13 protein-coding genes are annotated in these 11,972 nt (G+C 74.5%); 8 read left to right on the top strand and 5 right to left on the bottom strand.

Going from position 1 to position 11,972, the window contains the following annotated elements; all coding sequences use genetic code 11:
• Window positions 1-89: 89 nt before the first annotated feature.
• Complete coding sequence (locus ACFY0X_RS12525; protein WP_387752714.1) at window positions 90-413, top strand: hypothetical protein; 324 nt, start codon at window positions 90-92, stop codon at window positions 411-413.
• Here the strand turns inward: ACFY0X_RS12525 and ACFY0X_RS12520 are convergent.
• Entirely contained in the window at window positions 410-1,573 is a 1,164-nt protein-coding gene (locus tag ACFY0X_RS12520) for a TetR/AcrR family transcriptional regulator (RefSeq protein ID WP_387752711.1), read from the bottom strand. The two genes, ACFY0X_RS12525 and ACFY0X_RS12520, sit on opposite strands and share 4 nt — an antisense overlap.
• 277 nt (window positions 1,574-1,850) lie before the next feature.
• On the opposite strand from ACFY0X_RS12520, the gene ACFY0X_RS12515 reads away from it, so the two are divergent.
• A complete protein-coding gene (locus ACFY0X_RS12515) occupies window positions 1,851-3,008 on the top strand; it encodes an acyl-CoA dehydrogenase family protein (RefSeq protein WP_387752709.1) in 1,158 nt (385 codons plus the stop codon).
• Window positions 3,009-3,115: 107 nt separating this feature from the next.
• On the opposite strand, the gene ACFY0X_RS12510 is transcribed toward ACFY0X_RS12515, so the two are convergent.
• On the bottom strand, window positions 3,116-3,382 hold the full coding sequence (locus ACFY0X_RS12510; protein WP_387752706.1) for a hypothetical protein: 267 nt from the start codon (window positions 3,380-3,382) through the stop codon (window positions 3,116-3,118).
• A gap of 213 nt (window positions 3,383-3,595) precedes the next feature.
• On the opposite strand from ACFY0X_RS12510, the gene ACFY0X_RS12505 reads away from it, so the two are divergent.
• On the top strand, window positions 3,596-3,913 hold the full coding sequence (locus tag ACFY0X_RS12505; RefSeq protein WP_387752703.1) for a cupin: 318 nt from the start codon (window positions 3,596-3,598) through the stop codon (window positions 3,911-3,913).
• Here ACFY0X_RS12505 and ACFY0X_RS12500 read toward each other — a convergent pair.
• The gene (locus ACFY0X_RS12500; RefSeq protein ID WP_387752700.1) at window positions 3,903-4,508 is read right to left on the bottom strand and encodes a TetR/AcrR family transcriptional regulator; all 606 of its coding nucleotides are present in this window, start codon (window positions 4,506-4,508) and stop codon (window positions 3,903-3,905) included. The two genes, ACFY0X_RS12505 and ACFY0X_RS12500, sit on opposite strands and share 11 nt — an antisense overlap.
• A 122-nt stretch (window positions 4,509-4,630) precedes the next feature.
• Between ACFY0X_RS12500 and ACFY0X_RS12495 the strand changes: the two genes are divergently transcribed.
• The 5 genes from ACFY0X_RS12495 to ACFY0X_RS12475 all read left to right on the top strand — a co-directional run bounded on the left by ACFY0X_RS12495 (window position 4,631) and on the right by ACFY0X_RS12475 (window position 9,479).
• A complete protein-coding gene (locus tag ACFY0X_RS12495; RefSeq protein WP_387752698.1) occupies window positions 4,631-6,187 on the top strand; it encodes an MFS transporter in 1,557 nt (518 codons plus the stop codon).
• A 226-nt stretch (window positions 6,188-6,413) separates the two neighbouring features.
• Entirely contained in the window at window positions 6,414-7,049 is a 636-nt protein-coding gene (locus tag ACFY0X_RS12490; RefSeq protein ID WP_387752695.1) for a class I SAM-dependent methyltransferase, read from the top strand.
• Between the two features lie 243 nt (window positions 7,050-7,292).
• On the top strand, window positions 7,293-7,583 hold the full coding sequence (tatA, locus tag ACFY0X_RS12485) for a Sec-independent protein translocase subunit TatA (RefSeq protein ID WP_359825912.1): 291 nt from the start codon (window positions 7,293-7,295) through the stop codon (window positions 7,581-7,583).
• A 388-nt stretch (window positions 7,584-7,971) separates the two neighbouring features.
• Window positions 7,972-8,493, top strand: a complete 522-nt coding sequence (locus ACFY0X_RS12480) for an ion channel (protein WP_387752692.1) — start codon at window positions 7,972-7,974, stop codon at window positions 8,491-8,493.
• Between the two features lie 275 nt (window positions 8,494-8,768).
• Window positions 8,769-9,479, top strand: coding sequence for a class I SAM-dependent methyltransferase (locus ACFY0X_RS12475; RefSeq protein WP_387752690.1), 711 nt, complete (start codon window positions 8,769-8,771; stop codon window positions 9,477-9,479).
• A gap of 220 nt (window positions 9,480-9,699) precedes the next feature.
• Here ACFY0X_RS12475 and ACFY0X_RS12470 read toward each other — a convergent pair whose 3' ends face one another.
• A complete protein-coding gene (locus ACFY0X_RS12470; RefSeq protein WP_387752688.1) occupies window positions 9,700-10,074 on the bottom strand; it encodes a VOC family protein in 375 nt (124 codons plus the stop codon).
• Between the two features lie 62 nt (window positions 10,075-10,136).
• On the bottom strand, window positions 10,137-11,714 hold the full coding sequence (locus ACFY0X_RS12465) for a protein kinase (protein WP_387752685.1): 1,578 nt from the start codon (window positions 11,712-11,714) through the stop codon (window positions 10,137-10,139).
• Window positions 11,715-11,972: the final 258 nt, after the last annotated feature.

The following is an 11,972-nucleotide window of genomic DNA, read 5'->3' as shown; positions in this document are numbered from 1 at the left end:
ATGCTGAAGCCGCGACGTCAGGCCTTGGCGCCCCGGAGCGGCCACTCCGGACGACGCCACCATTCGCACGTCCAGTTCAGGAGACCAGCGTGTCCCGTATTCGCACAGCCGCCGCCGTCACCGCCCTCGGGGCGTTCCTCCTCGCCGGTCTCGGTGCCGCCACCGCGCACGCCGACGACGGCGCCGGTGCGATCGACCGCTCCAACGGCAGCGCGGTGAACAACGCCGGCTCCGGCAACATCATCGGCGACGTCCACGGCAACGTGGTCGGCACCCAGCAGACGGCCACCGGTTCGGGCGCTAGCAACCAGCACAACGGCGTCGCGGTGACGGGCAACAGCGGGAACGTCGGCGTCCTCCAGGACAACGGCAACGGCGACGCCGGCGCCCAGGCCCCCCGCCCGGTCCGCTAGCCGGGCCCGTCCCCGGGGATCCCCAGCACCGCCCGGCCGAGCCGCAGCAGGCAGTCCCCCAGGTCCGGCCGGGCGCTGTGCGGGCGGTTCCGCACCCCGTCGTTGACCAGCGCGAACAGCGCGTGCACCCGGATCCGGGCGGCCGCCGGGTCGCAGTCCGGGTGCACCTGCCGCAGCAGCCCGACCCAGGTGCGCAGGAAGTCCCGCCGGAAGTCCACCGCGGCCCGGCGGTCGGGCGGGGCCAGCCGCTCCGTCTCGCTGAGCATCGCGCCCAGGTAGTCCCCGTTGCGCAGCGCGAAGCCGACGTACGCGCCCAGCCCGGCCCCGAGCGCCGCCCCGGGCCCGGCGGCGGCCGCGATCGCGCCGTCCACCTCGTGCCAGAGCCGCTCCCGGCTGCGCACCAGCGAGGCGGCGAGCAGCTCGGCCTTGCTGTCGAAGTGCCGGTACACGCTGGGCCCGGAGATGCCGACGGCGGCGCCGAGCTGGTCGGTGCTGACGTTGTCGAAACCGCGCTGGTGGAACAGCCGCACGGCCGCCGCGAGCAGTTCCTCCCGGCGCGCCCGCGGCCTGGCCCCCGGCGCCGGTACGACGACTGGCCCCGCGGCCGTACCGTCCAGGGAGACCGCGAGGACGGCCGCGACCAGCTCGCGCAGCAGCGCCTCGGCCCGTCGGGGCTGCGGCGCCGCCGACTGGTAGGAGAGACCGGCGCAGGCCGACAGTGCCGACCAGCACAGCAATTCGGCGTCCCCGTCCGCGAGTTCCGGCCGTTCCGCGCGCAGCACCGCGACCATCAGGGCGACGTCGGCGCGCAGTTCGCGGCGCAGCGCCGCCCGCCGGGCCGGCGGCAGCAGCCGGGCGTCGCGCTGCACCAGGGTGCCGAGCGGGCGGTGGCCGACCGCGACGGCGGCCAGCGCGGCACCGAGGTCGGCGGTGGTGCGGGCCGGACGCAGGCCTTCGGCGAGCGCGTCCAGGCCCAACCGGACGGCGCGGTCGAGCAGTTCGGGCTTGCCCCGGAAGTGCCGGTAGAGCGCGGGCGCGGTGATGCCGACGCCGGCGGCGACCTCGGTCATCGAGACCTGGTGGTAGCCGCTCCGGTGGAAGCGGTCGGCGGCCACGGCCAGGATCTGGGCGCGCCGCCCGGGCGGCCGTCGGACCACCATGACGAGCCTCCCTCCCCTTCGGCCGGGTGCCTGGCCGGTACCGGGCGCCGGTACCGGGGCGGCACCGGAGCGACGCCGGGACCGGCCTGGGCCGGCGTCGACGGAAGGCTAGCAAGGATTCACTTCGCACCCCCACCGGCCGTACTCCGCACGGCGTTCTTGCCCCTGGCCGACTCTGGACAGCCGAAGCTACCCCGGATTAACTTGTGGGGCCATCACCAGGCATGTTCCGCCCCGGCCGGCAGCCCCGGCCGGTGCCGTCGAAGGGAGCGCCGCCGTGCGCCGCACCGTGTTCAACGAGGACCACGAGGCCTTCCGGGAGACCATCCGGGACTTCATCGCCAACGAGGTCGTCCCGGTCTACGAGAGCTGGGAGGCCGACGGCCACCCGCCGCGCGACTTCTACCGGCAGCTCGGCGCGCTCGGCGTCTACGGCATCGAGGTGCCGGAGGAGTACGGCGGCGCGGGCGAGAGCGGATTCAAGTACCAGGCGGTGATCGCCGAGGAGACCGCCCGGGCGGGCGTGAGCTTCGGGTCCTCCGGCGTGCACACCGGCCTGGTGCTGCCGTACCTGCTGGAGTACGCGAACGAGGAGCAGAAGCGTCGCTGGCTGCCCGGCTTCGTCTCCGGCGACATCATGACCGCGATCGCGATGACCGAGCCGGGCGCCGGCTCCGACCTCGCGGGCATCACCACCACCGCGCGGCTCTCCGAGGACGGCACCCACTACGTCCTGAACGGCGCCAAGACCTTCATCACCGGCGGCGTGCTGGCCGACCTGGTCCTGGTGGTCTGCCGCACCGCCCCCTACGACCCGGACAACCGCCGGGCCGGGCTGTCCATCCTCTGCGTGGACACCACCTCCGAGGGCTACACCGTCGGCCGCAAGCTCCAGAAGATCGGCCTGCGCACCTCGGACACCGCCGAGCTGGCGTTCAGCGACGTCCGGGTGCCGGTGGAGAACCTGCTCGGCGAGGAGGGCCGGGCCTTCTCCTACCTGACCCACAACCTGGTGCAGGAGCGGCTGGCGATCGCCGTCGGCGCGTACGCGGCGGCCGCGGCGGCGGTGCGGTTCGCGGTGCAGTACGTCAAGGACCGCAAGGTGTTCGGCAAGGCGGTGGCCGAGTTCCAGAACACCAAGTTCACCCTGGCCGACTGCGAGGCCCAGGTGGTGGCGCAGCAGTCGATGGTGGACCGGGCGCTGGAGCTGTACCAGGACGGCGAGCTGACCGTCGCGGACGCCGCCGCGGCGAAGCTGTTCTGCACCGAGTCGGCCTCCACCGTGATCGACAAGTGCCTGCAGCTGCACGGTGGTTACGGCTACATCCTGGAGTACCCGATCGCCCGGCTCTACACCGACAACCGGGTGTTCCGGATCTACGGCGGCACCAGCGAGGTCATGCGCAGCATCATCGCCAAGTCGCTCGGGCTGTAGGCCCGTTCGGGTCGCCGGGGAGACGGCGGGGCGAGCCCTTGGGCCCGCCCTGCCGGGGCCGCCCGTGTCGGACCCGGCCGTGTCGGGCCCGGCCCTGTCGGGCCCGCCTAGTTGGGCGAGCCGTGCTCGGTGCGCCAGGCCTCCCAGCCGGCCGTGGACGCCACCCGTGCCTCGTGCAGGGCCCGTTGGGCGAGGGCGGTCGGCGGGGTCTCCAGGCCGCGCAGCCAGCCGCGGCCCGCGGTGACCAGCGCCACGCAGACCATCGTCGCCCCGGCCGCACTGAGCGCCGTGCCGATCGCGGTGAGCACCGCGCCGCCGGCCAGCAGCGAGCGGTTGACCTGGAACCCGCTGAAGATTCTCTGGTTGGTCGCCATGCCTCCACGATGCGGGCAGTCGGCGGGGCCTGCACCTCGGGCTGCTCGGATGGGACGGCCCGGCCCACGTCGCACGGCTCCGGCCCGCCCACGCCGGCGCCATCGCCCCGGGGCCCGCACGCGCCGGACGGCACCGGCGCCTCCGGGTGCGGGCCGCCCGGGCGTCCGCGACCCTGGGCACACGGAGCGCCCGCGGAGCGAGGAGGAGGCGCGATGCCCGATCTCGAACAGCTCGCCGTGGAGCACGCCGCCCTGGCGGCCGAGAGCCCGCACGGGCGCAGCGCCCATCTGGTCCTGCACGACGGGATCCTGCGGCAGACCGTGATCGCGCTGACCGCGGGCACCGCGCTGGACGAGCACAACCCGCCCACCGCGGGCAGCGTCCAGGTGCTGCGCGGCCGGGTCTCGCTGACCATCGCCGGTCGGCGGCTGGAGCTGGCGGCCGGCCGCCTGGAGCCCGTTCCGCAGGAGCGGCACGGGCTGCTGGCGCACGTCGACTCGGTGGTGCTGCTGACCGCGGTCACCGCGTAGCGGGCGCGGCCTCCACGGGGTTGAGGACGCTGTCGCAGACCAGCCGCAGTCCGCGCAGGAACTCCTGCCCGCTGGGCGCGAGTTCGGGTGCGGCCAGCCACTGGGCGCAGTACCCGGCCAGCAGGGTCTGGTAGAAGGACCCGCGGGCGACCTCCTCCGCGGTGTCCGGCACCTCCGGCAGCCCCTGGAACAGCGCGGCCAGCCCGAGCCGGCCCTCCTTCTGGGCCGCCGCGAAGGCCTGCGCCAGGTCGGGGGCGTGCCCGGCCTGGGCGAGCGCCTCGAACTGGGCCGCCCAGAGCCCGCGGTGCGTGACGAAGACGTCCCGCAGGCCGTCCCAGACGGCCGCGAAGCGCACCTCCGGGTCGTCCGACACCTGGTTGGCGGCGATCACCACCGCGCCCAGGGCGTCCCCCATCTCCCCGATCGCCTCGATCATCGCCGCGTTGAGCAGCGCCTCCTTCGAGCCGAAGTGGTAGCCGATCGCGGCCAGGCTCACCCCGGAGGCGGTCGCGATGTCACGGGCGGTGGTGCGCCCGTAGCCCTTCTCGTACAGGCAGGTCTTGGCACCGGCCATCAGGTCTTCGCGGTTTCCCATGCCCCGATCCTACGGAAGTACTGGACGAATGTCTCGCACGACCGTCTGATGCGTTCGTCTTGCACGAGCGATTTACACATATGTACTAGACAAGCGTCTGACTCATCCGTACGGTCTTGCCCATGACCGCAACCACCGGCCGCGCAGGCCGTCGCGAATGGATCGGCCTGGCCGTCCTCCTGCTCCCGACCCTCGTCCTCACCATGGACATGGGCGTGCTCTTCTTCGCCGTCCCCTACATCTCCACCACGCTGGCGCCGAGCGGCACCCAACAGCTGTGGATCATGGACATGTACTCGTTCGTCCTGGCCGGACTGCTCATCACGATGGGCGCGCTGGGCGACCGGATCGGCCGCCGCCGACTGCTGATGATCGGCGCCGCCGGGTTCGCGGGCGCCTCGCTGCTGGCCGCCTGGTCGCACGACGCCGGGCAGCTGATCGCGGCCCGGGCCGCCCTCGGCGCCGCCGGGGCCACCGTGATGCCCTCGACCCTCGCGCTGATCCGCACCATGTTCCACGACCCCAAGCAGCGGCAGATCGCGCTCGGCGCCTGGGGCGGCATCCTCACCGCCGGGGCCACCCTCGGCCCGGTCGCCGGCGGCCTGCTGCTGGAGCACTACTGGTGGGGCTCGGCCTTCCTGCTCGCCGTCCCGGTGATGGCCCTGGTGCTGCTGACCGCGCCCGTCCTGCTCCCCGAGTACCGCTCCGCCGCCCGCGCCGGCCGCTTCGACCTGCTCGGCGCCGCGCTCTCGCTGGCCGCGGTCCTGCCGCTGGTCTACGGCGTCAAGACGGTCTCCGTCGAGGGCTGGAGCCCGCTGCCCGTAGTCGCCGTCGCCACCGGACTGCTGCTGGCCGGCGCCTTCGTGCGGCGCCAGCGCACCGCCGCGAACCCGCTGATCGACCTGGGCCTGTTCCGGATCCGCACCTTCAGCGGCGCGATCAGCGTCAACACCGTCGCGATGTTCGCGATGATGGGCTTCACCCTCTTCACCTCGCAGTACCTCCAGCTGGTCAAGGGCATGAGCCCGCTGACCGCCTCGCTCTGGTCGCTGGTGCCGAGCGTGGGCATCGGCGCGGCGGTCGGGATCAGCTCGGCGCTGGCCGGGAAGGTCCGCCCGGCGGTGCTGATGGGCGGCGGCTTCCTGGTCGGCTCGGTGGGCTTCGCGATGATGACCCGGGTCGGCGCGCACTCCCCGCTGCCGCTCGTCCTCACCGCGGCCGGCGTGCTGGCCGCCGGGACGGTCGGCACCATGACGATGACCGCCGAGATGGTCGTCTCCGCCGCCCCGGTCGAGCAGGCCGGCGCCGCCTCCGCCACCTCCGAGACGGCCGTCGAGCTCGGCAGCTCGCTCGGCATCGCCCTGCTCGGCGCGGCCGGCGCCGCGGTCTACCGCCACCGGCTGGACGGCGCCCTGCCGGCCGGGCTCGACGGCGAGGCCGCCACGGCCGCCCAGGACACCCTCGGCGGCGCGGTCACCGTCGCCGCCCAGCTGCCCGGTCGGCTCGGCACCGACCTGCTGGAGACCGCCCGCACCGCCTTCACCGACGGCCTGCACGTCGCGGCCGTGGTCGGGCTGGTCGCCACCCTGGGCGCCGCGGTCCTGGCCTACCGCCTGATGCGTCACCTCCCGGCCGCCGCCCCCGCACCCGCTCCCGCCCCGGAGGCCGTCGCGGCCTGACCCGTCCCGGCCCGATCCACGCGAGTCATCGAGAGCCCCCGTCCACCCCGGGCGGGGGCTCTCCGCCGTCCCGGGCCGGGGCTCTCCGCCGTCCCCGGCCGGGCGGCAGCGCGGCGGGCCGTGGAGTGGCCGGCCGCGCGGCGGGAGTGGGTGGGCCTGGCGCACATGCGGTGTGCGGGCCCGGAACGGCGGGCACCGGGGCGGTCCGGCGTGCCAGGGTGGCGGCATGGGTGCTGACCACGGGCGGGTACGCGGGAGTTACGACACGGTGGCCGAGGAGTACCTGGGGCGGATCGGGGGCGAGCTGGCGCACAAGCCGGTCGACCGGGCGCTGCTCCGGGTGGTCGTCGAGGAGGCGGCCGGCGGGCCGGTGGCGGACCTGGGGTGCGGCCCCGGGCACGTGGCCGGGTGGCTGGCCGAGCAGGGCGCGCGGGTCGTCGGGATCGACCTCTCGCCCCGGATGGTCGAGCTGGCCCGGCGCGAGCAGCCCGGGGCCGTCTTCCGCGCCGGGGACCTGCTGGCGCTGCCCGCCGCCGACGGGGAGTTCGCCGCCGCCGTGGCGCTCTATTCGGTGATCCACCTGGAGCCGGCGGAGCTGACCCCCGCCTTCGCCGAGATGCGCCGGGTGCTGCGGCCCGGCGGGGTGCTGCTGGTCTCCTTCCACCTGGGTTCCGAGGTGCGGCGGATGGAGGAGTGGTGGGGCCACCCGGTCGACGTGGACTTCCACTTCCTGGAGGCCGACACCGTCGCCGCCCACCTCACCGGGGCCGGGTTCACCGTCGAGGCCCGGCTGGAACGGGAGAGCCTGCCCGAGGAGGCCGCCACCCGCCGCGGCTACCTGCTGGCGCGCCGGCCCCGCTGAGCGCCCGGGCCCGCGCCGTTCGTCCACCGAGCGCACGGGCCACGGTCGGCGGGTGTGAGCTTCGGCACCCGGATTCGGCCGTTCGGACGTCGCGTTGCTCGCGATCCGCCCGAACGGCACCTGGTTTTTGGCCAGCGTTTCCCGGCTGGTGTATCCGTTCGCCGTAAGGGCCAGGCATACTGGCCAGCACGGGCGCCAACGCCCGCCATGACCCTAGAGACAAGAAGGGACCGGTGGCCAGGGATGCTGCGTAACGGTCTTGAGCCCTGGCACATTCTCGTGGTGCTGGCGGTCGTCATCCTGCTGTTCGGATCGAAGAAGCTGCCCGAGATGGCCCGTGGTCTGGGCAAGTCCATGCGCATCCTGAAGGCCGAGACGAAGGCCATGCGCGAGGACGACACTCCGGCGGACGCCGCGGCGGGCACCGCGCAGAGCACCGCCGCTCCGCAGCAGAGCGCCGACCGCCCGGCCGCCGTCACGCCGACCAACGTGACCAAGGCCACCGAGACCAAGCGGCCCGAGACGACCGCCTGAGTCCCCGTCTTCTCCGGAGAGCCCCTGGTGAACCACCAGGGGCTCTCCCGCGTTCCGGCGCCCTCCGTGACCGCTCCCGTCGACCGCACCGTCCATCGCTCCGTCAGCCGCTTTGCCCGCCGGAGCTGCTGGGCGGGCCGGGCCGAGTGCCCTCCACCGAGCGGGAGGGAGAGGTGCTGGGGCACCTCGCCGACGGGTCGTCCAACACGGAGATCGCCGGGCGGAGACACCTGGGGTGACATTCGGTGAAGACCCACGTGTCCGGCCTGACGACCAGGAGCGGGCCCCGAACCGGATACGGCCGGCGGTACCGGACGTCCAGCGCGGGCCGGCCTGAGCGGAGCAGTTCGACGGGCGGGCGGCGGCAGCGGCGGGCAGGCTGGGCGGGATGTCCGGGAAACCGCTGCCGCCGGCCGACCTGAGGGCCTGGTTCTGGCTGATCGGCGCGTCCGCGCTGCTGATGGCCGGGTACTTCACGCTGCCGCTGGAATGGCTGGGCGAGCGCCGGCCGCTGGTGAGCTGGCTGGTCTTCGCGGGGGCGCTGGTCGGGATGAGCTGGCTGATGCTGGCCAAGATCGTCGGAGTGCTGCGGGGCACCGCCAGGCGGCCGGTGGTCTGGCTGGTCTTCCTGATCATCCTGGCGCTGACCGTCTTCGCGGGCACGTACTACGTACTGGGCGCGCACAGGGCGGAGTTCGCCGGGCTGGAGACCCGGCTGGACGCGCTGTACTTCACGGTCGTGACGATGGCGACGGTGGGGTACGGGGACATCACCCCGGAGGGGCAGACGGCGCGGCTCGTGGTGACGCTCCAGATCGGGTACAACTTCGTGTTCCTGGCGGCGGCCGCCGGGACGGCGTCCCGGGCGATCCGCGGGAACGTCGAGCGGAGGATCCGCGGGCAGGACTGAGCGCCACCCGACCGGAGCAGCTCGGCCACATTCTTCGCCAGCCCGCCATCAAAGGGTTTTGCTCGACAGCGAGTTGGCGGACGGCCCGGCGCACGGCCGAGGGCTCCGGGCCGGCCGCCGGCACCCGGCCCGCACCGCGGTACGGCCGCCCGGGCCGTTCTGATCCGCGGCGACGCGGTACCCGTAGAGTGGCCTCACGAAATTCTCATGTGCTCGGTCGATCGGACGATGCGTTCCGCGGGCGGCCAGGGAGACCAAGAAGTCCGGGAGGATCCGTGGAAGGCCACGAGGTGCGCAAGCTCGCCGAGCTCGAGGACCGGCACTGGTGGTACAAGGAGCGGCGGATACTGCTGGCGCGGGAGCTCGCCAAGTTCAGCAAGGCGGGCACCGCCCTGGACATCGGCGCCGCGGGCGGGGGCAACACCCGGGTCCTGCGGGCGCACGGTTGGAAGCCGATCGCGGTCGAGTACGGGGCGGAGGGCGCCGAGGTGGCCCGCGACCGCGGACTCGCCGTGATGCGGGCCGACGCCCGCAAGCTCCCCGTCGCCGACGGCGCGGTCGACCTGGTGGTCGCCTTCGACGTGCTGGAGCACATCGAGGAGGACGACGCGGCGATGGCCGAGATCCACCGGGTGCTGCGCCCGGGCGGGGTCGCCCTCATCGCGGTGCCGAGCGACATGAAGCTCTGGTCGGCGCACGACGTCGCGGTCGGCCACGTCCGCCGCTACACCCGCAGCACCCTGCGCGAGGTGGTCGTCGACAGCGGCTTCACCATGGAGACCCTGGACAGCTGGAACGTGCTGCTGCGCCCGGCCGCCGCCTGGCGCCGGAAGAAGAGCACCGGCAGCGACCTGGACGACGTTCCGCCCCTCGTCAACAAGGCGCTGAGCACGGTGATCGCCGCCGAGCGCTACCTGCCGGTCAAGAAGCTGCCCGGCGTCTCCCTGCTGACCCGGGCCCGCAAGCCCCTCACGGCCGCCAAGTAGCAGGCGCCGCCGCGCGGGGACGCCGCCCTGCCGCGTTCCGCCTCGCGCCGCATCGCGCTCCGTCGCGCTCCAACGGCCCCTCGTCTCGCGAGGGGCCGTTTGGCGTGCGCCCGCACCGCTCCGACCCCCGAGGGGCCGACCCGGCCGGCGCCCGCGTCCCGCGTCCGGACGCCGGGCCACCCCACAGTGCTGTCCACAGGCTGTGGACAGCACTGTGCGTTCAGGAGCGGCTGGTGTCGATGACGCAGAAGCGGTTGCCCTCGGTGTCGGCGAGGACCACGAAGTCCGGGTCCTCGGGGTAGCGGTCCCAGTCGACCCGCTCCGCACCGAGGGCGAGCAGGCGCTCGACCTCGGCGGCCTGGTCGGCGGCGTCCCCCGCGTAGAGGTCGAGGTGTACGCGCGGGTGCTCCTGGACGGGCGACTCGCTGAGCCCCAGGGCGAGTTGCACGCCGCCGCGGCCCGCGGCGGGAACGAGGACCGTCCAGTCGTCCTCGACCAGGCCGCCGCGCGGGACGCAGTCGAGGGCGGCCGTCCAGAAGGCGACGGCGCGGCGCATGTCGGAGACACCGAGGACGAGGGAACCGATCGTCAGCATGGCGCCATTGTGGCCTTCGAGGGGCGCGCACGGACCCGGAACGCCCCGGAACAGGCCCTCCGTCAGTCGTCCTGGAGGTCGGCGGCAGTGTGCAGGGTGGCGAACAGGGCCGACAGCCTGGCGTTCCAGCTGGCGTACGTCGCGACGTCGACGGCGTGCTTCTTGCCCAGGTCCCTGACCACCTTCTGGGCGCTCCTGAGCTCCTGGGCGGCGTCGTCCGGGTTGCCCTCGTTGACGCGTGCCGCGGCGGTGTCGAGGATCTTCAGCAGGTCCGTCTGCTTGTCCCGCTCCTTGCCGACGTGCGCCTGGGCCACCGCCTGGCGGAAGGACTGGATCTGGAGCGCGGCGGGCTGGTTGCGCGGGACGGGCTGGGTCGACGCCGGGGCCGCCGAGGGGGTGGTGGGCGCGGCGGAGGTCACCGCGGAGGACGCGGTGGCGGTCGGCGTCGGAGCGGCGGCGGCCGTGGAGGCCGGGGCGGTGGCCGCGGCCGGCTTGGCGGTGGCCGCCTGGCCGGCCGGTTCGTCGAAGGCGGTGAGGGCCAGCGCGGCGACGCCGGCCAGGCCCACCACGCCCAACGCCCCGAGCACCAGCGGCTTTCGGCGGCTCCGGGCGGGAGCCAGCGCGGATGCCGACGCGGGACCGGGAGCCGGCGCCGCGACGGGGACCGGCGCCATCACCGAGGTGGCGGCGGCCGGCGGCTGGGGCGGCAGGACGGTGGTGTGCTGCTGGTTCGGCACCGGCGCGTGGGGCACTGGCGGCAGCAGCCGGGTAGCCGCCCCGGCCGTGCTCGCGAGCAGCTCCGCCGTCGGGTCACCGACCATCAAGCCCGGTACGGTGCCGAGGAGTTCGGCCCGGGCGGCGGCCGCGTCGGCCGGGCGGTCGGCCGGGTTCTTGGCCAGCAGCCGCAGCACCGCCGCGTCCAGCGCGGGCGGCAGGCCCGGGCGGTGGACGGACGGCGGCAACGGCTGTTCGCTGACGTGCTTGAAGGCGATCGCCACCGGGGTATCGGCGGTGAACGGGGTCGCGCCGGTGAGCATCTCGGTCAGCACGCAGCCGACCGCGTACAGGTCCGTCCGCCCGTCCAGCGCCGAGGCGGTGGCCTGTTCGGGCGAGAGGTAGGCGGCCGTACCGAGCACGCTCGCGGTCTGGGTCAGGTTGCTGGAGGAGCCGGCCCGGGCGATGCCGAAGTCGACGACCTTCACCCCGCCGTCGTCGGTGATCATGATGTTCCCGGGCTTGATGTCCCGGTGCACCAGCCCGGCCGCGTGCGCGACCGACAGCGCCTCGCAGACCGCCGCCGCGATGCCGACGGCGCGCTCCACCGGCAGCGTCCGCTGCTCCGCCAGCAGTGCGGCCAGCGAACGGCCGCTGACCAGCTCCATGACGATGAACGGGGTGCCCTGGTCCACGCCCGAGTCGAAGACCATGACGATCCTCGGGTGCACCAGCATGGCCGCGTGCTGGGCCTCCCGGCTGAAGCGCTCGGCGAAGCGGGGGTCGTCGGCGAGGCCGCCGTTCAGGACCTTGACGGCCACCTGGCGTCCCAGCACCCGGTCCACCCCGCGCCAGACGGTGGCCATGCCGCCGACGCCCAGCATGCCGACGAGTTCGTAACGCCCGTTCAGCGCCCGTCCGATCACCTGGAGCTCCCCTCACGTGCCCTGCCCGGGGTTCCGGGCCGCCTCGTGCACCTGTGCACGATAGCCGCACTGCCGAACGGGCCGACCGGGGCGGAGGGCGCGGAGGGTGGCGGTCGGGGGACCGGGCAGCGGTCCCCCGGCCGCCGGCACGGGGGTGGGGGGGGCCCGCGGCCGGGGGGGGGGGGGGGCCCGCGGGGGGGGGGGGGCGGGCGCCGGGGGGGGGGGGGGGGGGGGGGCCCCGCGCGGCGGGGGGGGGGC

This window comes from Kitasatospora sp. NPDC001547, assembly GCF_042894165.1.
Classification (GTDB): Bacteria; Actinomycetota; Actinomycetes; order Streptomycetales; family Streptomycetaceae; genus Kitasatospora.
Note: the sequence above shows the minus strand (reverse complement) of the source record. Positions and strands in the feature narration are given on the sequence as shown.